Origin of the sequence: Streptomyces sp. NPDC004539 (assembly GCF_040610055.1) — a bacterium.
Lineage (GTDB): Bacteria > Actinomycetota > Actinomycetes > Streptomycetales > Streptomycetaceae > Streptomyces.
This window is the reverse complement of sequence record NZ_JBEXLS010000004.1, coordinates 1-18,421: the sequence shown is the minus strand read 5'-3', so window position 1 is coordinate 18,421 and position 18,421 is coordinate 1. Positions and strand designations below refer to the sequence as shown.

Below are 18,421 nucleotides of genomic sequence, written 5' to 3'. Positions count from 1 at the left end.
CAGAGTCGCTGACGTCAGAGCCGCTGAAGGATCGTCCCCGTCGCCAGCGCACCCCCCGCGCACATCACGACCAACGCGAACTCCTTGTCGGACCGCTCCAGTTCATGAAGAGCCGTCGTGATGAGACGGGCCCCGGTCGCGCCGACGGGATGCCCGAGGGCGATGGCGCCGCCGTTGACGTTCACCTTCGCCAGGTCCTGGCCGAAGACCCGCGCCCAGCTCAACACCACTGACGCGAACGCCTCGTTGATCTCGACGAGGTCGATGTCCTTGAGCGACATCCCGGCCTTCCCGAGCACCGCGTGGGTCGCGTCGATCGGCCCGTCCAGGTGATAGTGCGGGTCGGCACCGACCAGCGCCTGGGCGACGATCCGAGCCCGCGGCCTCAACTTCAGCGCCCGCGCCATCCGTTTGGACGCCCACATGATCGCGGAGGCGCCGTCGCTGATCTGGGAGGAGTTCCCGGCGGTGTGGACGGCGGTCGGCATGATCGGCTTCAGCCCCGCGAGCACCTCGAACGATGTGTCGCGCAGCCCCTCGTCACGGTCGACGAGCCGCCACATCCCCTGTCCGGCGGTCTGTTCCTCCTCCGTCGTAGGGACCTGTACGGCGAACGTCTCCCGCTTGAAGCGCTCTTCGGACCAGGCCGCCCCGGCCCGCTGCTGGGACAGCACCCCCAGCTCGTCGACGTCCTCGCGGGTCAACTCCCGCCGCCGCGCGATCCGTTCGGCCGCCTCGAACTGGTTCGGCAGGTCGACGTTCCACTCGTCGGGGAACGGCTTCCCGGGCCCGTGCTTGGAGGCGGACCCGAGCGGCACCCGGGACATCGCCTCGACGCCGCAGCTCACGCCGACGTCGATGACCCCGGCCGCGATCATGTTGGCGGTCATGTGCGCGGCCTGCTGGGAGGACCCGCACTGGCAGTTGACGGTCGTCGCGGCGGTCTCGTACGGCAGACCCATGGTCAGCCAGGCCGTCCGCACGGGGTTGGCGGACTGCTCGCCGGCCTGGGTCACGGCGCCGCCGACGATCTGCTCGACCGCGTCGGCGGGAATGCCGGTACGGCCGAGGAGTTCGCGGTACGTCTCGCCGAGGAGGTAGGCGGGGTGGAGGTTGGCGAGCGCGCCGCCGCGCTTGCCGATGGGGGTGCGGACTGCTTCCACGATCACGGGTTCGGCGGCCATGGGTGCGGATTCCTTCCGGGGCCGAGTAACTAGTACGTGTTCTAGTTCTGCCTGCCAGTCTGCGGATGTGGCGTACGTCACCGCAAGGGTCTTGCAGCCTCAAGCGCCCTGAACTACGGTCACCGCACCTATTTCTGATGAGCCGTCAGATGGCGGGAGCTGTCTCATGCCCTGTCCAGCGCTTCCCGACGGGTTCGACTTCACCGACCCCGACCTGCTGCATTCCCGAGTACCCCTCCCGGAGTTCGCCGAACTGCGCAGCGTCGAACCGGTGCGCTGGATACCGCAGTCGGGCAATGTCGCGGGCTTCCAGGACGAGGGGTACTGGGCCGTCACCCGGCACGCCGACGTCCGGTACGTCTCGACCCACCCCGAACTCTTCTCGTCCTCCGTCAACACCGCGATCATCCGCTTCAACGACCACATCGAGCGCTCGTCCATCGAGGCGCAGCGCCTGATCATGCTGAACATGGACCCGCCGGAGCACACCCGGGTCCGCCAGATCGTCCAGCGCGGGTTCACCCCCCGCTCGATCCGCGCGCTGGAGGACCGGCTGCGCACCCGCGCGCACACCATCTGCCAAGCGGTGAGCGGCAGTTCGGAGCCCTTCGACTTCGTCACCCAGGTGGCCTGCGAACTGCCGCTCCAGGCGATCGCCGAGCTGATCGGCATCCCGCAGGACGACCGGGACCGGATCTTCGACTGGTCCAACAAGATGATCGCCTACGACGACCCCGAGTACGCGGTGACGGAGGAGGTCGGGCAGCAGTCCGCCGCCGAGATCATCGCCTACGCGATGAACATGGCCGGCGAGCGGAAGAAGTGCCCGGCACGGGACATCGTCTCCACGCTGGTCGCCGCCGAGGACGAAGGGAACCTGAACTCCGACGAGTTCGGCTTCTTCGTGCTGATGCTGGCCGTCGCCGGGAACGAGACGACGCGCAACGCGATCACGCACGGCATGCACGCGTTCCTGACGCACCCTCAGCAGTGGGAGCTGTACTGCCGCGAGCGGCCCTCGACCACCGCCGAGGAGATCGTCCGCTGGGCCACCCCTGTCGTGTCGTTCCAGCGAACGGCCACGCAGGACACGGAGTTGGGCGGGAAGAAGATCAAGGAGGGGGACCGGGTGGGGCTGTTCTACGCCTCCGCCAACCACGATCCCGAGGTCTTCGACAACCCCGACACGTTCGACATCACGAGAGACCCGAACCCCCACCTCGGGTTCGGAGGCGGGGGTCCGCATTTCTGTCTGGGGAAGTCACTGGCGGTGCTGGAGATCGACCTGATCTTCAACGCGATCGCCGACGCGCTGCCGGGGATTCGACTGGTCGAGGACCCCAGGCGGCTGCGGTCGGCGTGGATCAACGGTGTCAAGGAGCTCCGGGTCAGCGCCGGTTGAGCGGGACGGCTCAGTACCAGCCGTTCGACTGCCAGAAGTTCCACGCGGCGGCCGGGCTGCCGTAACGCGAGTTCATGTAGTCCAGGCCCCACTTGATCTGCGTGGCGGCGTTGGTCTTCCAGTCGGAGCCGGCCGAGGCCATCTTCGAGCCGGGGAGGGCCTGGACGAGGCCGTAGGCGCCGGAGGAGGAGTTCGTCGCGTCGACGTCCCAGCCGGACTCGTGCTCGACGATGTGCGCGAACGCGTCGTACTGGGCCGTGTCCGGGATCAGCTGCTTGGCGATCGTCTTCGCCTCGGAGGCGGAGTCCGCGGACGCGGTCGCCGCGTGGGCGGGGGCCGCGGTGAGGGCCATGCCGACGGCGGCGGTGGCCACGGCGGCGGTGCTGAGGGCCTTCTTCGGGGACAGGGCGATGCGGCGGACGGCAGCGAAGGACACGGGGACCTTTTTCTTCGGGGACAGGGCGGTCGCTCGCGCCGGGGGAGTCTCACCTCCGGCAAAGCGGCGGCGCCGAGGCCCGTGAAGGCTTGTCGGCGCCGTGCGACGTCACCCAGAGAAGCAGGCTGGGGGTGGCGCCCGCAAACACCTCCTTTACTAGGTTTAGTCGCATTCGTAGTGATTGGCTGCCTTATGACCTGCGCCTGGAGCTACGAACCGCGTTCGTAGGTGATGTGGGTCATGTGGGGTGGTTCACCGGTCAACGGCTTTGTGCGGGTGCTTTCTAGCTGAAAGTCACCGACCGGAACGTCGTGTGTTCACCCCCGCCGGTGTCCGGCTCCAGCGCGGTCGCCGTGCCCGTGCAGTCCGGGTTCTCGAAGACCACGGCCGTGGAGCCCGTGTCGTTGTAGCCGTAGCGCGCGGGGGAGCTGGAGCTCGGGTTCGCCACCTCGGGCAGCGTGATGCACTCCCGGCTCGCCGGGTTCTCCAGGCTGGCGACCTGCGGGTGGCCGTCCAGGCCGCTGTAGGCGTAGAGGAAGGTGCCGTCGGCCGCCGACGCCGACGTGGGGACGGCGGCGAGCAGGGCCAGGGCGCCGGTCACGGCGGCCAGGGTGGTGCGGAGGCGCATGCGCGCGGTTCCTTTCGCGAGGCTCTCCGTCACTCATGGGAGGCATGAAACTTCGGAGAGTTACGAGCGTTACGGCCGCAGACCTGCCCACCCGGACCGGGGTCATGCCGGTACTCACTCGTACGAAGGACCGCGCCCTCCGCGTTTACACCGCCACCGCCACGTACGTCACCGGGTCGCTGCCCGGCACCGCCTCCACCCGGCCCAGCTTCACCAGACGCCGGACGTGCGCCTCCGCCTCCGACACCGCGATGTTCCGGGAGCCGTGCGGGATCTCGGCCCAGGGGCGGTTCCACTCCATGCGCTCCGCGAGCAGCCAGGGCGTGAGGGGCGTTGTCAGTAGCGCGTGCAATGCTGAAAGCCGCTGGTCGTGGTGGTCCAGGAGGGCCTGGACGCGGGCCGGGGCGTCGGTGAACGCGTACTGGTGGGCGGGAAGGATCTCGGAGGGGGTGAGGCGGGCCACACGCTCCAGGGAGTCGAGGTAGTCGCCCAGCGGGTCGGTGACGGTCGCGTCGTCCGGGTCCTCGTAGAGGCCGATGTGGGGAGTGATCTCGGGGAGGAGGTGGTCGCCGGAGAAGAGGCGGCCGTGGCCGGGGAGGTCCTGCGGGTGGGTCTCCTCCAGATGCAGGCAGACGTGGCCCGGGGTGTGGCCCGGCGTCCAGATCGCGCGCAGCCTGCGGCCCGCGAGGGGGAGGAGTTCGCCGGGGACGATCTCCCGGTCCGGGATCGCCGGCGAGAAGCCGGGGAGCGGGCGGTTCGGGGGCCTGCGCAGCGGGGCGACATGCTCTTCCGGCGCGCCCGCGGCCAGCAGCTTCGCCGACATGTACGTGTACCAGCGCTCGGCGCGCGTCTCCCGGGTGCGGCGGACGATCGCCGCGTCCGCCTCGTGCATCGCGATCCACGCGCCCGACGCCTCGCGGACCTTGCCGCACAGGCCGTGGTGGTCCGGGTGGTGGTGGGTGACGAGCACGCCGGTCACCTCCTCGACCGACGTCCCGCACTCCGCCAGGCCCCGTACGAGCGTGTCCCACGACGCCGGGTCGTCCCAGCCGGTGTCCACCAGCACCGGCCCGTCGTCCGTGTCCAGCAGGTGGACCAGCGTGTGCCCCAACGGGTTGTCCGGGATGGGGACCCGGATCGAACGGACGCCCCCGCCATGGTCGTACGTCGCCGCCCCGGTCCCGCTCTCGTGCCCTTCGGTCCCCGTCATGTGCCCTCCGATGCCCGGCGCCCCATGGCCATTGCCCACTATAACTAGAACTGGTATCAGTTCCTGAAACACCGTCAGAAACCGGGGTCGATACCGAGGGCGTGGTCGCGATGGGCGAGGTGCTGGAGTACGGACAGCTGGTCATCGGCGGGGAGTTGGTCGATCCGTCGGGGGACGAGGTCATCGAGGTGGTCTCGCCGCACAGCGAGGAGGTCATCGGGAGGGTGCCGCACGCGTCCTTCGGTGATGTCGACCGGGCGGTGGAGGTGGCTCGGCGGGCCTTCGACGAAGGGCCTTGGCCCAGGCTGTCGTTGGAGGAGCGGATCGCCGTCGTCACGCGGATCAAGGACGGGATCGCCGCGCGGCACGAGGAGTTGGCGCGGGTCATCTCCTCCGAGAACGGGTCGCCGTACTCGTGGAGCGTGCTGGGGCAGGCGCTCGCGTCGATGCTGGTGTGGGACTCCGCGATCACCGTCGCGCGGGGGTTCGTGTTCGAGGAGCGGCGGGACGGGGTGCTGGGCAAGATCCTCGTCCGGCGGGAGCCGGTGGGGGTCGTCGCCGCCGTCATCCCCTGGAACACGCCGCAGTTCGTCGCCGCGTCCAAGCTGGCGCCGGCGCTGCTGACGGGCTGCACGGTCGTGCTGAAGCCGTCGCCCGAGGCGCCGCTCGACTCGTACGTCCTCGCCGAGATCTGCCGGGACGCCGGGCTGCCCGAGGGGGTGTTGTCGATCCTGCCCGCCGACCGGGAGGTGGGCGAGTATCTCGTCGGGCACCCCGGGGTCGACAAGGTCGCGTTCACCGGGTCCGTCGCCGCCGGGAAGCGGGTCATGGAGGTGGCGGCGCGGAATCTGACGCGGGTGACGCTGGAGCTGGGCGGGAAGTCCGCGGCGATCGTCCTGCCGGACGCGGACGTCGACACCGCCGTGGCCGGGATCGGGCCCGCCGCCTGGATGAACAACGGGCAGGCGTGTGTCGCGCAGACGCGGATTCTGCTGCCGCGCGAGCGGTACGACGAGTTCGCCGAGGCGTTCGTCGCGGCCGTGCGCGCGCTGAAGGTGGGGGACCCGCTCGATCCCGCGACCCAGATCGGGCCGCTGGTCGCGCGCCGGCAGCAGGAGCGGAGCTTCGAGTACATCCGGATCGGGCAGGAGGAGGGGGCCAAAGTCCTTACCGGGGGCGGGCGTCCGGAGGGGCTGGAGCGGGGGTGGTACGTCGGGCCCACGCTGCTCGGGGGCGTCGACAACGGCATGCGGGTCGCCCGGGAGGAGATCTTCGGGCCGGTGATCTGCCTGCTTCCCTACGGGGACGAGGACGACGCCGTCCGGATCGCCAACGATTCCGAGTACGGGCTCAGCGGGAGCGTGTGGACCGGGGATGTCGAGCGCGGGATCGACATCGCCCGGCGGGTCCGTACCGGGACCTACAACGTCAACACCTTCAGCCTCGACATGCTCGGGCCCTTCGGCGGCTACAAGAACAGCGGGCTCGGCCGTGAATTCGGGCCCGAAGGGTTCGGGGAATACCTCGAACACAAAATGATCCACCTGCCGGCCGGGGCCTAGCCGTGGGCGACCGCTGGCGACTCGAAATCGACCGTTCCCTGTGCATCGGGTCCGCCCAGTGCGTCCACCGGACCGGGGGGTTCTTCACCCTCGACGAGGCGCGTCAGTCCCGGCCGGGCGAGGTGGAGACCGACGCGAACGAGAGTGTTCTGGAGGCGGCTGAGAATTGTCCGGTGGAGGCGATATCCATTGCCTTGGCCGGGAGTGGGGAGCCGGTTTTTCCGCCTGAGGAATAGGGGCTTCTGGGGGTGCGCGGGTGCGGGTGCGCTGTGGCTTGTCGCGCAGTTCCCCGCGCCCCTGAAAGATGTGGCGGATGTCGCTGGTTTGGTGCGGACTCGTATCCCCGTAGCAGTTACTGTGCCGGTGGCGTGGGCGTCGTCAAGTCGATCAGTTTGCAGACCGTTTCGATGTCTATCTTCACCTGGGCGATGGAAGCCCGGCCGGAGAGCCAGGTGATCAGGGCGGAGTGCCAGGTGTGTTCGATGACGCGGACGGCGGAGAGTTGGGCGGGGGTGGGGTGGGGTTCGTTCATGGCGTCCAGGATTAGTGCCGTTGTTTGGCGGGATACCTGGTCCACCTCTGGGCTCACGCTTCGGTCCGCGAAAGTGAGGGCGCGGACCATCGCGTCGGCCAGGTGAGGTTCGCGTTGCAGGGCTCGGAATGCTCGCATCAATGCTTCCGATACCCGCGCGCCGGGGGAATTCGAGGTGGGGGGTTTCTTTTTTAGCGTGGTGTGCATTTGGGAGAGCTGGTCCTGCATGGTGGCCACCAGGAGGTGGACCTTCGAGGGGAAGTAGCGGTAGAGGGTGCCCAGGGCCACCTGGGAGGATTCCGCGACCTCGCGCATCTGGACCGCGTCGAAGCCGCCCCGGCTGGCCAGTTGGGCCGTCGTGTGGAGGATTCTGCGGCGCCGGGCCTGCTGGCGTTCGGTGAGGGAGGCTGGTGGTTCCGGGGGCATGGGTACCGTCCGTGGGGCCGGGTGATCGTGCGGTGGGCGGCCGTGGTGTGAATCACCTGATCCACTGCTCACAGGCCCCCTACCTGCCGGTAGATTCGGAGCCTCCCGAACGATCAACTCTGAAACTTGTTCTAGATTAGCGCCCGGCGTAGTCTCGCCGTCTCGCGCAGGCAGAAGGGGGCCCGGAGTGACCGCTGAGGCCAGTCGGGCCGATTCGGCCGCCGACGGCGAGCGTTCGCTCGCGATCGCGCTGCTCACCTACAAGGGGAACCCGTTCTGCGGCGGCCAGGGCGTCTACGTACGCCACCTTTCCCGCGAACTCGCCCGCCTGGGCCACCGCGTAGAGGTGATCGGCTCCCAGCCCTACCCCGTCCTGGACGAAGGCGTGGGCGAGGGGCACGGCGGACCGACCCTCACCGAGCTGCCCAGCCTCGACCTCTACCGCTCCCCGGACCCCTTCCGCACCCCCAAGCGCGACGAGTACCGCGACTGGATCGACGCCCTCGAAGTCGGCACGATGTGGACCGGCGGCTTCCCCGAACCCCTCACGTTCTCCCTGCGCGCCCGCCGCCATCTCCGCGAGCGGCGCGGCGAGTTCGACGTCGTGCACGACAACCAGACCCTCGGCTACGGCCTGTTGGGGGACGTCGGCGCCCCCCTCGTCACGACGATCCACCACCCCATCACCGTCGACCGCCAGTTGGAGCTGGACGCGGCCGACGGCTGGCGCAAGCAGTACTCCGTACGCCGCTGGTACGGCTTCACCCGCATGCAGAAGCGCGTCGCCCGCCGACTCCCCTCCGTCCTGACCGTCTCCGGCACCTCCCGCCAGGAGATCGTCGACCACCTCGGGGTCCGCGACGACCGCATCCACGTCGTCCACATCGGCGCCGACACCGACCTGTTCTCCCCGGACCCGGCCGTCCCGGTCGTCCCGGGCCGCATCGTCACGACGTCCAGCGCGGACGTCCCCCTCAAGGGCCTCGTCTTCCTCGTCGAGGCCCTCGCGAAGGTCCGTACGGAACACCCCGACGCGCATCTCGTCGTCGTAGGGAAGAAACCGGCCGAGGGGCCGGTCGCGCGGGCGGTCGAGCGGTACGGGCTCGAAGGCGCCGTCGAGTTCGTCAAGGGCATATCGGACCAGGAACTGGTCGCGCTGGTGCGCTCGGCGGAGGTCGCCTGCGTGCCGTCGCTGTACGAGGGGTTCTCGCTGCCGGCCGCCGAGGCGATGGCGACCGGCACCCCGCTGGTCGCGACCACCGGCGGAGCCATTCCCGAGGTCGCCGGGCCCGACGGCGAGACCTGCGTGGCCGTCCCGGCCGGCGACGCGGGCGCGCTCGCGGCGGGGCTCGGCCGACTGCTCGCCGACCCCGAACTGCGGGCCCGCCTCGGCGCCGCAGGCCGGGAGCGCGTCCTGTCCCGGTTCACCTGGGCGCGCGCCGCCGAGGGCACGGTCGCGCACTACCGCGAGGCGATAGCCAGGGGCGGGGACCGAGGGCGTACGACGGCCGCGCGGGTCGGTGGGGGACACCGCGCCGCGGCCACGGAACCCGGCCCACAGCGCGCCGCGGCCACGGAACCCGGCCCGCCCTCCTCCGGCTCAGAGGTTTCCGGTGTCCGCACCGGCGTCGCTCCCACCCCCACCCCCGAAAGCAGGACCACGTGCTGACCGTCGACTTCTCCAGGTTCCCGCTCGCGCCGGGGGACCGTGTCCTGGACCTCGGATGCGGGGCCGGACGCCACGCCTTCGAGTGTTACCGGAGGGGAGCACAGGTCGTCGCGCTGGACCAGAACGGCGACGAGATCCGCGAGGTCGCGAAGTGGTTCGCGGCGATGAAGGAGGCCGGGGAGGCGCCCGAGGGGGCGACGGCGACCGCGATGGAGGGCGACGCCCTCGCGCTGCCGTTCCCCGACGAGTCCTTCGACGTCGTCATCATCTCCGAGGTCATGGAGCACATCCCGGACGACAAGGGCGTACTCGCCGAGATGGTACGGGTGTTGAAGCCCGGCGGCCGGATCGCGATCACCGTCCCCCGGTACGGCCCGGAGAAGGTGTGCTGGGCGCTCTCCGACGCCTACCACGAGGTCGAGGGCGGCCACATCCGCATCTACAAGGCCGACGAACTCCTCACCAAGATCCGCGAGGCCGGCCTCAAGCCGTACGGCACGCACCACGCGCACGCCCTGCACTCCCCGTACTGGTGGCTGAAGTGCGCGTTCGGCGTGGACAACGACCAGGCGCTGCCGGTGAAGGCGTACCACAAGCTGTTGGTCTGGGACATCATGAAGAAACCGCTGGCCACCCGGGTCGCCGAACAGGCGCTGAACCCGCTGATCGGCAAGAGCTTCGTGGCGTACGCGACCAAGCCCCACCTCCCCCGGGTGGACGCCAAGTGACCGCTCCCCGGACAGAACACCTCGTCCTGCCCGGGGTCCTCACCGCCGAACAGGCCGTGGCGACCGTGCGCGGCATCCTCGGCGTGCAGCGCGAGGACGGGGCGATCCCCTGGTTCCGCGGCCACCACCTCGACCCGTGGGACCACACCGAGGCCGCGATGGCCCTCGACGCCGCGGGCGAGCACACGGCGGCCGAACGCGCCTATCTGTGGCTCGCCGAGCACCAGAACGAGGACGGCTCCTGGTACGCCGCGTACGCCGACGGCGCGCACGACGACGTCACCGACCGGGCCCGCGAGTCCAACTTCGTCGCCTACGTCGCCGTCGGCGTCTGGCACCACTATCTCGCCACCGGCGACGACACATTCCTCGACCGGATGTGGCCCGTCGTGTACGGGGCGGTCGAGTGGGTGCTGCGGCTCCAGCAGCCGGGCGGCGAGATCGGCTGGCGGCGCGAGGACTCCGGGACGCCGACGAACGACGCGCTGCTGACCGGGAGTTCGTCGGTCCACCACGCGCTGCGGTGCGCCCTCGCCATCGCCGAGCAGCGTGAAGAGCCGCAGCCCGACTGGGAGTTGGCGGTCGGCGCGCTGCGGCACGCGATCCGCCGGCACCCGGAGCGGTTCCTCGACAAGGGCCGCTACTCCATGGACTGGTACTACCCGGTGCTGGGCGGGGCGTTGACCGGCGAGGAGGCCAAGTCCCGGCTGGAGGAGGGCTGGGAGCGGTTCGTCGTGCCCGGGTTCGGGGTCCGCTGCGTCGTCCCGAACCCGTGGGTCACCGGCGGCGAGTCCGCCGAACTCGCCCTGACGCTCTGGGCGATGGGCGAGTCGGACCGGGCGCTGGAGATCCTCCAGTCCATCCAGCACCTGCGGGACCCCGAGTCGGGCCTCTACTGGACGGGCTACGTCTTCGACGACGACGCCGTCTGGCCGCGCGAGCTGACGACCTGGACGGCGGGTTCCCTGCTGCTGGCCGTCGCGGCACTGGGCGGCGACGAGGCGACGTGCGCGGTGTTCGGCGGGGAGCAACTGCCGGTCGGCCTGGACCCCGACTGCTGCTGACCCCTCACAGCCGCCGCCGTCCCAGGTTCGCGACCGCGTGCCCGACGACGAGATAGACGACGGCGGCCAGTCCGTACCCGGCGACCACCCGCGCCCACCTCTCGTCGAACGAGAAGAGGTCGCGGGACCAGCCCGCCAGCCAGTCCGCCACCTCGTGCACGAACCGCACGAAATCGTTCGCGCGGTCCGCGTCCAGCAGGTCCAGGACGATCCACAGGACCAGCACGAGGGCCAGCACGTCGGCGACCCCCGCGACCAGTGACCCGACACCTCTGCCGCTTCGATCCGGAGACATGCGGTACGGGTCTCCCGGCCCGCGGCACTGAAACATGCGGCCCTGACCTGCGCGTATCGCTGTGTGTGAGGTATCCGGGTGGCGGACCGGCGCCGGTCGGGTGAGGCTGGCCGGGAAAGTTCCGCTCGGGGAGGACATCCCGGAGGACCCCGTGGCCGTACCGATACGGCGCCTTCTCGTGGCGCTGAGCGTGTGTTGTGCCCTGCTCGTGGGCGGGACCGCGTGTTCCAGCAAGGGGAGCGGTGCCGCGCAGGACACCGTGGCGGCGGCCGTCGCCGCGGGCGACCCGACCCCGACGCCCACCGCGGAGCGGCAGCGCCTCGCCAAGACGCGGTTCGTGGCCAACGCGGGGCTCGCCGCCGGGGCGACCTACCAGTGGATCGTGAAGCCCTGGAAGGCCGGCAAGTTCAAGAAGGGCGCCAAGGGGCGGACGTTCGCCCTCGTCAAGGCCGGTCTCGCCGGAACCTTCGCCTACAACCGGCTGAAGGCGGCCAGCCGTAACGCGCAGGGCGATCCGCTGCTCTCCAAGGCGATGGCGCCGCTCACCTCCGGCATCGACGCGCTGAAGGACCTGCCGTCCAAGCTCCGCAAGGGCGACGACTCGGCGGCCGGCTCCTTCGACGACATCATCGGCAAGGTGAAGGACGCCGGGAAGAGCGCCGGCGCGACGGTCACGGACAAGGTGCCGTCGGCCGGTCAACTCGCCGGTGGCTGAACGGAGTTGAGGGCTAGGCGGCGTTGAGGGAAGCGAGCACACGCAGGCTCTCCGGGTCCGGTGACATGGCCAGCAGGTCCGTCACCGGGCCCTTCCGCCACGACTCCAGGCGCTCCGCGATGCGTTCACGCGGCCCGACGAGCGAGATCTCGTCCGCGAAGGCGTCCGGCACCGCCGCGATCGCCCCCGCCCGGTCGCCCGCCAGGAACAACTCCTGGATACGGCGGGCCTCTTCCTCGTACCCCATCCTCGCCATCAGGTCGGCGTGGAAGTTCCGGGTCGCCGCGCCCATGCCGCCGATGTAGAAGCCCAGCATCGCCTTCACGGGGGCCAGCCCCTCGGACACGTCGGCGCAGACCCGCACTTGGGCCATCGGCGCGACCGTGAACCCCTCCGGCACGTCCAACTCCCCGTACGCGTCGGGCCGGTTCGGCGACCAGTACAACGGCAGCCAGCCATCCGCGATCTGAAGGGTCTGCGCGACGTTCTTCGGGCCCTCCGCGCCCAGCAGCACCGGGAGTTCGGCCCGCAGCGGATGCGTGATCGGCTTCAGCGGCTTGCCGAGCCCCGTCGCGTCCGGCCCCCGGTACGGGAGCGGGTGATAGCGCCCGGCCACCTCCACCGGCCCCTCCCGGCGCAGGACTTGGCGCACGGCGTCGACGTACTCGCGGGTCGCGGTGAGCGGCGACTTGGGGAACGGGCGGCCGTACCAGCCCTCGACGACCTGCGGGCCGGAGAGACCGAGACCCAGCAGCACGCGGCCCCCGGAGAGGTGGTCCAGGGTGAGGGCGTGCATCGCGGTCGTCGTGGGGGAGCGGGCGGCCATCTGGGCGACGGCCGTGCCCAGCCGGATCGTCGACGTGTGCGCGGCGAGCCAGGTGAGCGGGGTGAACGCGTCCGAACCCCAGGACTCCGCCGTCCACACCGAGCTGTAACCGAGCCGCTCCGCCTCCTGGACCAGGGGGAGATGGCCGGGGTGGGGGCCGCGGCCCCAGTAGCCGAGGGCGAGACCGAGCCGCATGGCGTCTCCTGACGGTGCGTCAAGTGGGGGAAGCCGTGCGACTGTACGGCAACGGCCCTCCACCCGGAAGGGTGAAGGGCCGTACCTGTGACGGGTGTTCGGATCAGCCGCGCTGGATGCCCGAGCTGTCGCGCAGGACGCCGCGGCGGCCGTCCTGAGTCTGCGCGATCAGGCCCTGGCTGCCCTGCTCGACCGCCAGGTACCAGGTACCCGGGGCGAGTTCGGCGATCGGGTTGGGCGCGCCGTCCTCCGCGAACAGCGGACGGGGCACCGGCACCGCGAACCAGAACGGCGAGAACTCCGGCGCGGGCGGCGCCGCCGGAGCGGGACCGCCACCGGGCTGGCCGCCCCCGAACGGCGGCTGCTGGCCGCCGAACGCCGACGGCTGCTGCTGGGCACCCGGGTAGCCGTAACCGGCGGGCGGCTGGGCGCCGTAGGGCTGCGGGGCCGGGGGCTTGGGGGCCGGGATGAGGCCCGCCTGGAGCGCCGGCACCAGCGGGGTCGCGATCGCGCCGGCCGCCATCACCAGCGTCGCCACGAGCAGCAGGATGAGGCCCGTGCCCGCGTCGATCGTGTCCTGCGCGCCCTGGAAGTTGTTCATGGCGCTCATCGGGTCGAAGACGTTGCCCAGCGCGCTCCAGGCCGCGAACACCGTGAACGCCACGCCGAACTGGCGCAGATCGAGCCCGGCGACCTTCGGCACCTGCGGCAGCACACGCGAGACGACGACCAGTGCGGCGCCGATGAGACCGGCCAGCACCACGCCCAGCAGGATCGGACCGCTCGCCCAGGAGCTCGGGAAGTCGAAGCCGTCCGGGGCCTGATCGGCCGAGTAGACGTCGAGGAACGACGCGATGAACAGCAATACCGCTGCCCCGATCACCACGCCGTCGCCTCTAGTGAGGGAGCGGATATTCACTTCAGGTCCTTCGTCGGTCGGCTGTCGTCTGTCGACTGTCGTCAACTTGGTGACGACATTATCGTCCGCGCGATCGGCCTGTCCGCCCGGAGAGGTCCGGTGAAGCTACCCGTGCAGGAAACTCACGATTCCCTCAGAGATCCCCTGCGCGGCCTTCTGCCGCCAGGCGGCGCTCGTGAGCAGCGCGGCGTCCTGACGGTCCCGCATGTTGCCGCACTCGATGAACACCTTCGGCACGGTCGAGAGGTTGAGGCCGCCCAGATCGGTGCGGGTGACCAGACCGGTACCGGAACCCACGTAGTTGGAGGGCGCGCTGCCCGTCGTCCGGCGGAAACCGTTCGCCACGAGTTCGCCGAGCCGTTTCGAGGGGCCGACGATCGGGCGGGTGTCCGCCGCGCCCTCGTGGACCGCGCCCGGCAGGATCACGTGGAAGCCCCGGTTGCCGGTGCTCGAACCGTCCGCGTGGACCGACACCACCGCGTCCGCCTTCGCCGCGTTCCCGATCCGGGCGCGCTCGTCGATGCACGGGCCGAAGGGGCGGTCGGCGTCCTGCGTCAGCTTCACCGTCGCGCCCTGGCTCTCCAGCACCGTACGCATCCGGTGGGCGACGTCCAGGGTGAACGAGGCTTCCGCGTAACCGGAGTTGGTGGAGGTGCCGGTGGTGTCGCACTCCTTCTTGTCGGTGCCGATGTCGACCTTGCGGTTGATCTCGGAGGGGTGCCGGTAGTTGGTCGGGTTGTGGCCGGGGTCGATGACGATCACCTTCCCGGTCAGCGGCTTCGCGGGAGGCTTCGCGTCCGCTGTCCCCGCTGTCTCCGCCGAGGGCGACGCGGAGACCGGCGTCACGCCCGCCGCCGTCGTCCCCCCACCGCCTCCCGAGGAGCCCCCGTCCCCCGTCGCGCCGTACGCGAACCAGCCCGCCACCAGTACCGGGACCAGCACCGCGGGTACCACGACCAGCGGGCGGCGGAGCGGGGAGCGGGGCGGCTGGGGTTCGAATCCGGGACCTGTGTACGACACACGGCCACCCTAGGCCCTGTCGCCGCCCCCTCGGGGGAGCCATGCCCACATCAGGAGGGCGCCCGCGGTGAGGACGGCGGCGCTGGTGCGGAAGGTGAGGGCGTAGCCGTCGGTGAGCGCGGCGGCGGTGGTGCGGCCGTCGGTGCGGGTCGCGGCGATCGTCGCCATGACGGCGAGGCCGAGCGAACCGCCCATCGTGCGGGACGTGTTGACCAGGCCGGAGACGATGCCGGAGTCGGCGGCTCCCGCACCCGAGGTGGCGAGGGAGGCGAGGGGCGTGGTGGCCAGGCCCGCGCCGAGCATCATCAGGACGCCGGGCAGCACGATGTCGGTGAGCAGTTCGCCGTCCGCGCTCATCGTCGACTGCCAGGCGAAACCGCCCGCCGCGACGAGCGCGCCGAGGACCGCGACGGCGCGCGGGGACGTCGTACGCATCAGGCGGGGGGCCAGTTTCGAGCCGATGATCACCGCGAACGAGCTGGGTATCTGGGCGAGGCCCGCCTCCAGCGGGGTGTAGCCGAGGACGTTCTGCGCGTACAGCGTCATGAAGAACCACATGCAGAAGGTGGCCGAGCCGCTGATGAACATCGCCACGTTCGCCGACGCGACCTGCCGCAGCCGCAGCAGCCCGAGCGGCATCAGCGGAGACTTGGCCCGCGCCTCGACCGCGAGGAACGCCGCGATCAGGACGACGCCGGCGCCCAGCGGCAGCAGCGCCGCGCCCGACGTCCAGCCCTCCGCCTCGATGCGCGAGATCCCGAACGCCAGCGTCGCGAGCCCGGCCGTCACCAGCACCGCACCGGGGACGTCGAGCCGCCGCCGCGTCGCCGTACGCGTCTCCGGGAGCCAGCGCAGCGCGCCCGCGAGGACCAGCGCCCCGACGGGCACGTTGATCAGCAGCACCCAGCGCCACGACAGCGTGTCCACCAGGACCCCGCCGACCAGCCCGCCCGCCGAACCGCCGCCCGCGCCGACCGCCGTCCACGTCGCTATCGCCCGCGCCCGCGCCGCGCCCTCCGGGACGGCCGCCGTCAGCAGGGTCAGCGTCGAGGGCGCGAGGATCGCCGCGCCGAGGCCCTGCACCGCGCGGGCCACGAGCAGCTCCCAGTCGGACTGGGCGAGGCCGCCGCTCAGCGAGGCCAGCGTGAAGAGGGCGAGGCCGATCAGGAACGTGCGCTTGCGGCCGTACAGGTCACCGGCCCGGCCGCCCAGCAGGAGGAAGCCGGCGAACGTGATCGCGTACGCGTTCACCACCCATTGCAGGCCCGGCGCGCTCAGGCCGAGGTCCGCGCGCATCGAGGGGAGGGCGACGTTCACCACCGAGACGTCCAGCACGACCAGGAACTGACCGGCGCAGGCGAGCGCGACGACCAGCCAGGCGGGGGCGCGGTTCTTCGGGGGAGCCGGGGCGGGGGCCGGGGTGGTGGTGCGGGCCGTGGTGGGTTCGGGGGTGGAGGGCATGGTGGCCATGGTCGCAAGCGGTTTGTGGTCCGTACATCGGGTTTTCGGAGCAAATCGGCTCGGGCTGAGGGCCTACGACTTTGTGCGCGGGGCGTATGCGTGTGCGGGGTGTGCGCCAAGAGATGGTCAAGAATCCGTTCGGTGTCCGAAACAACGGAATAGTTGCCTGTGCATACGTCGTTCTGACCCCACGTATCCCCTTATCTCCGCTCTACCCGGCCCTCTCGTGGCCTTGGAGGCCCCAGCCCATGTCGCCTACGCCGACCGAACGGACCACCCGTGAGGCGAGCGGTGCCCTCGTGCCGGTCCTCGCCTTCGCGGGCATCGTGGTCGCGGTCATGCAGACCCTGCTCGTCCCCGTGATCAAGGACCTGCCCCAGCTGCTGAGCACCGCGCCCAGCAACGCGACCTGGGTCCTGACCTCCACGCTCCTCTCCGGCGCCGTCGCCACCCCGATCATGGGCCGCCTCGGCGACCTCACCGGAAAGCGCCGGATGCTCATCGCGAGCCTCTCCGTCATGGTCGTCGGCTCGCTGATCAGCGCCGTCACCAGCGATCTCCTCATGATGATCGTCGGCCGCACCCTCCAGGGCTTCGCCATGGGCGCGATCCCGCTCGGCATCGGCCTCATGCGCGACATGCTGCCGCGGGAGAAGCTCGGCTCCGCCATGGCGCTCATGAGCTCCTCGATAGGCGTCGGCGGCGGTCTCGCGCTGCCCGCCGCCGCGCTCGTCGCCCAGCACGCCGACTGGCACGCCCTCTTCTACGGCTCCGCCGGGCTCGGCGTCCTGTCCATCGCGCTGACCCTGCTCGTCGTCCCCGAGTCCCCGATGCGCGCCGAGGGGTCCTTCGACCTGCCGGGCGCCCTCGGACTGTCCACCGGGCTCGTCCTGCTGCTCCTGCCGATCACCAAGGGGAGCGACTGGGGCTGGTCCTCCGGGACGACCCTCGGACTGTTCGGCGCGGCCGTCGTCGTCCTGCTCCTGTGGGGCGTGTACGAGCTGCGCGTCCCCGCGCCCCTCGTCGACCTGCGCACCACCGCCCGGCGCGAGGTGCTGTTGACGAACCTCGCCTCGATCATGGTCGGCGTCAGCTTCTACGTCGTCTCGCTGGTCCTGCCGCAGCTCCTCCAGCTGCCCACCGCCACCGGGTACGGGCTCGGCCAGTCCATGGTCGTCGCCGGTCTGCTGGTCGCTCCGCTCGGGCTGACCATGATGTTCACCGCGCCGGTGTACGCGCGGCTGTCCGCCAAGTACGGGCCCAAGGTCACCCTCATCCTCGGGATGCTGATCATCGCGATCGGGTACGGGGCCGGGCTCGGGCTGATGAGCGCGGCCTGGCAGAGCCTGGTGATCGCCGTGGTCCTGGGCGCTGGGATCGGCCTCGCCTACTCCTCGCTGCCCGCGCTGATCGTCGGGGCGGTCCCCGCGTCCGAGACCGGCGCCGCGAACGGGCTCAACACGTTGATGCGGTCCATCGGTACGTCCGTGTCTAGCGCCGTCATCGGGATGGTGCTCGCCAATACCGCGAACCACGTCGGTGGTGTCGCGATTCCGACCATGCACGGGTTCCGGGTGTCGTTCCTGATCGCCACCGCCGCTGTCGCCGTGGGGCTGGTGCTCGCGCTGTTCCTGCCGGGGCGGGCTGCCGCCGGTTCCGGTGCTGGGCAGTTGCGGGCCAGCAGTGAGGAAGAGGCCGGTATCGCGCGGGCCGAGGAGGCGTTGCGGGGGTTCCGGGGGCGGGTGCTCGACGCCGCCGGGGAGCCGGTCGCGCGGGCCAAGGTGACGTTGATCGACCGGCGGGGGCGGCAGGCGGGGGCCGTCGTGTCCGGGGAGGACGGGGCGTACTCCGTCGCCGTGCCGGGAGCGGGGGCGTATGTGCTGGCCGCGAAGGCGGTCGGGCACGGGCCGTTGGCTTCGCCCGCCAGTCATGTGGGTGAGGACGTGGTCGAGGTGGATCTGGCGTTGCCTGCTGTGGAGGGGGCGGTTTCCTCCGTTCAGTAAGGGGGCGAGTGGGGAGCTGTGTTGTCGGCCGCGGGTTGTTCGTGGCTGGTCGCGCAGTTCCCCGCGCCCCTTTGGGGCGCGGTTGTCGGGGGGCCGGCCTCGGCGAGCTTCCCGGCCGCGTACTCGGCGGCGGGCCGCTCCCGGGC

18 protein-coding genes are annotated in these 18,421 nt (G+C 70.9%); 8 read left to right on the top strand and 10 right to left on the bottom strand.

What is annotated here, in order from left to right; genetic code table 11:
- Positions 1-14 precede the first annotated feature (14 nt).
- Positions 15-1,184 (bottom strand): steroid 3-ketoacyl-CoA thiolase, encoded by a 1,170-nt coding sequence (locus ABZX85_RS09550; RefSeq protein WP_355864235.1) that lies wholly within the window; start codon positions 1,182-1,184, stop codon positions 15-17.
- Between the two features lie 166 nt (positions 1,185-1,350).
- Between ABZX85_RS09550 and ABZX85_RS09545 the strand changes: the two genes are divergently transcribed.
- The gene (locus ABZX85_RS09545; RefSeq protein ID WP_355864233.1) at positions 1,351-2,586 is read left to right on the top strand and encodes a cytochrome P450; all 1,236 of its coding nucleotides are present in this window, start codon (positions 1,351-1,353) and stop codon (positions 2,584-2,586) included.
- Positions 2,587-2,596: 10 nt separating this feature from the next.
- Here ABZX85_RS09545 and ABZX85_RS09540 read toward each other — a convergent pair whose 3' ends face one another.
- The 3 genes from ABZX85_RS09540 to ABZX85_RS09530 all read right to left on the bottom strand — a co-directional run bounded on the left by ABZX85_RS09540 (position 2,597) and on the right by ABZX85_RS09530 (position 4,860).
- Complete coding sequence (locus ABZX85_RS09540) at positions 2,597-3,022, bottom strand: transglycosylase SLT domain-containing protein (protein WP_355864231.1); 426 nt, start codon at positions 3,020-3,022, stop codon at positions 2,597-2,599.
- A 283-nt stretch (positions 3,023-3,305) separates the two neighbouring features.
- Positions 3,306-3,650 carry a hypothetical protein gene (locus tag ABZX85_RS09535; RefSeq protein ID WP_355864229.1) on the bottom strand — a complete coding sequence of 115 codons (345 nt, stop codon included), beginning with the start codon at positions 3,648-3,650 and terminating at the stop codon, positions 3,306-3,308.
- A gap of 145 nt (positions 3,651-3,795) precedes the next feature.
- Positions 3,796-4,860, bottom strand: a complete 1,065-nt coding sequence (locus tag ABZX85_RS09530) for an MBL fold metallo-hydrolase (protein ID WP_355864227.1) — start codon at positions 4,858-4,860, stop codon at positions 3,796-3,798.
- Between the two features lie 110 nt (positions 4,861-4,970).
- Between ABZX85_RS09530 and ABZX85_RS09525 the strand changes: the two genes are divergently transcribed.
- On the top strand, positions 4,971-6,422 hold the full coding sequence (locus ABZX85_RS09525; RefSeq protein WP_355865418.1) for an aldehyde dehydrogenase: 1,452 nt from the start codon (positions 4,971-4,973) through the stop codon (positions 6,420-6,422).
- Between the two features lie 2 nt (positions 6,423-6,424).
- Positions 6,425-6,658 carry a ferredoxin gene (locus ABZX85_RS09520; protein WP_355864225.1) on the top strand — a complete coding sequence of 78 codons (234 nt, stop codon included), beginning with the start codon at positions 6,425-6,427 and terminating at the stop codon, positions 6,656-6,658.
- Between the two features lie 116 nt (positions 6,659-6,774).
- Here the strand turns inward: ABZX85_RS09520 and ABZX85_RS09515 are convergent, their stop codons facing one another.
- Positions 6,775-7,380: a TetR family transcriptional regulator gene (locus ABZX85_RS09515; protein ID WP_355864223.1), complete on the bottom strand. Its 606-nt coding sequence runs from the start codon at positions 7,378-7,380 to the stop codon at positions 6,775-6,777.
- 187 nt (positions 7,381-7,567) lie between these two features.
- Here ABZX85_RS09515 and ABZX85_RS09510 point away from each other — a divergent pair, with 187 nt between their 5' ends.
- From ABZX85_RS09510 to ABZX85_RS09500, 3 genes are read left to right on the top strand one after another with little or no spacing between them, the layout of a single operon-like run.
- Complete coding sequence (locus ABZX85_RS09510; protein WP_355864221.1) at positions 7,568-9,049, top strand: glycosyltransferase family 4 protein; 1,482 nt, start codon at positions 7,568-7,570, stop codon at positions 9,047-9,049.
- A complete protein-coding gene (locus tag ABZX85_RS09505; RefSeq protein ID WP_355864219.1) occupies positions 9,043-9,777 on the top strand; it encodes a class I SAM-dependent methyltransferase in 735 nt (244 codons plus the stop codon). The genes ABZX85_RS09510 and ABZX85_RS09505 overlap by 7 nt, the downstream gene beginning before the upstream one ends.
- On the top strand, positions 9,774-10,841 hold the full coding sequence (locus tag ABZX85_RS09500; protein ID WP_355864217.1) for a prenyltransferase: 1,068 nt from the start codon (positions 9,774-9,776) through the stop codon (positions 10,839-10,841). Before ABZX85_RS09505 ends, ABZX85_RS09500 begins: the two co-directional genes overlap by 4 nt.
- Before the next feature lie 4 nt (positions 10,842-10,845).
- Here ABZX85_RS09500 and ABZX85_RS09495 read toward each other — a convergent pair whose 3' ends face one another.
- Positions 10,846-11,136, bottom strand: coding sequence for a hypothetical protein (locus ABZX85_RS09495; protein ID WP_355864215.1), 291 nt, complete (start codon positions 11,134-11,136; stop codon positions 10,846-10,848).
- A 151-nt stretch (positions 11,137-11,287) separates the two neighbouring features.
- Between ABZX85_RS09495 and ABZX85_RS09490 the strand changes: the two genes are divergently transcribed.
- Positions 11,288-11,851, top strand: coding sequence for a hypothetical protein (locus ABZX85_RS09490; protein WP_355864213.1), 564 nt, complete (start codon positions 11,288-11,290; stop codon positions 11,849-11,851).
- Positions 11,852-11,864: 13 nt separating this feature from the next.
- On the opposite strand, the gene ABZX85_RS09485 is transcribed toward ABZX85_RS09490, so the two are convergent.
- The 4 genes from ABZX85_RS09485 to ABZX85_RS09470 all read right to left on the bottom strand — a co-directional run bounded on the left by ABZX85_RS09485 (position 11,865) and on the right by ABZX85_RS09470 (position 16,281).
- Entirely contained in the window at positions 11,865-12,872 is a 1,008-nt protein-coding gene (locus ABZX85_RS09485) for an LLM class F420-dependent oxidoreductase (protein WP_355864211.1), read from the bottom strand.
- A 103-nt stretch (positions 12,873-12,975) separates the two neighbouring features.
- Positions 12,976-13,791, bottom strand: coding sequence for a DUF5336 domain-containing protein (locus ABZX85_RS09480; RefSeq protein ID WP_355864209.1), 816 nt, complete (start codon positions 13,789-13,791; stop codon positions 12,976-12,978).
- 105 nt (positions 13,792-13,896) lie between these two features.
- Positions 13,897-14,811 (bottom strand): N-acetylmuramoyl-L-alanine amidase, encoded by a 915-nt coding sequence (locus tag ABZX85_RS09475; RefSeq protein ID WP_355864207.1) that lies wholly within the window; start codon positions 14,809-14,811, stop codon positions 13,897-13,899.
- A gap of 9 nt (positions 14,812-14,820) precedes the next feature.
- Positions 14,821-16,281, bottom strand: coding sequence for an MFS transporter (locus ABZX85_RS09470; RefSeq protein WP_355864205.1), 1,461 nt, complete (start codon positions 16,279-16,281; stop codon positions 14,821-14,823).
- Positions 16,282-16,520: 239 nt separating this feature from the next.
- Here ABZX85_RS09470 and ABZX85_RS09465 point away from each other — a divergent pair, with 239 nt between their 5' ends.
- Positions 16,521-18,275, top strand: a complete 1,755-nt coding sequence (locus ABZX85_RS09465; RefSeq protein WP_355864203.1) for an MFS transporter — start codon at positions 16,521-16,523, stop codon at positions 18,273-18,275.
- Positions 18,276-18,421 lie beyond the last annotated feature (146 nt).

What these genes read in the sequence shown, in the direction of transcription:
- ABZX85_RS09530 (WP_355864227.1), bottom strand. Translation starts at nt 4,860, where the DNA reads ATGACGGGGACCGAAGGGCACGAGAGCGGGACCGGGGCGGCGACGTAC.
- ABZX85_RS09515 (WP_355864223.1), bottom strand. Translation starts at nt 7,380, where the DNA reads ATGCCCCCGGAACCACCAGCCTCCCTCACCGAACGCCAGCAGGCCCGG.
- ABZX85_RS09545 (WP_355864233.1), top strand. Translation starts at nt 1,351, where the DNA reads ATGCCCTGTCCAGCGCTTCCCGACGGGTTCGACTTCACCGACCCCGAC.
- ABZX85_RS09495 (WP_355864215.1), bottom strand. Translation starts at nt 11,136, where the DNA reads ATGTCTCCGGATCGAAGCGGCAGAGGTGTCGGGTCACTGGTCGCGGGG.
- ABZX85_RS09470 (WP_355864205.1), bottom strand. Translation starts at nt 16,281, where the DNA reads ATGGCCACCATGCCCTCCACCCCCGAACCCACCACGGCCCGCACCACC.
- ABZX85_RS09550 (WP_355864235.1), bottom strand. Translation starts at nt 1,184, where the DNA reads ATGGCCGCCGAACCCGTGATCGTGGAAGCAGTCCGCACCCCCATCGGC.
- ABZX85_RS09535 (WP_355864229.1), bottom strand. Translation starts at nt 3,650, where the DNA reads ATGCGCCTCCGCACCACCCTGGCCGCCGTGACCGGCGCCCTGGCCCTG.
- ABZX85_RS09485 (WP_355864211.1), bottom strand. Translation starts at nt 12,872, where the DNA reads ATGCGGCTCGGTCTCGCCCTCGGCTACTGGGGCCGCGGCCCCCACCCC.
- ABZX85_RS09465 (WP_355864203.1), top strand. Translation starts at nt 16,521, where the DNA reads ATGTCGCCTACGCCGACCGAACGGACCACCCGTGAGGCGAGCGGTGCC.
- ABZX85_RS09525 (WP_355865418.1), top strand. Translation starts at nt 4,971, where the DNA reads ATGGGCGAGGTGCTGGAGTACGGACAGCTGGTCATCGGCGGGGAGTTG.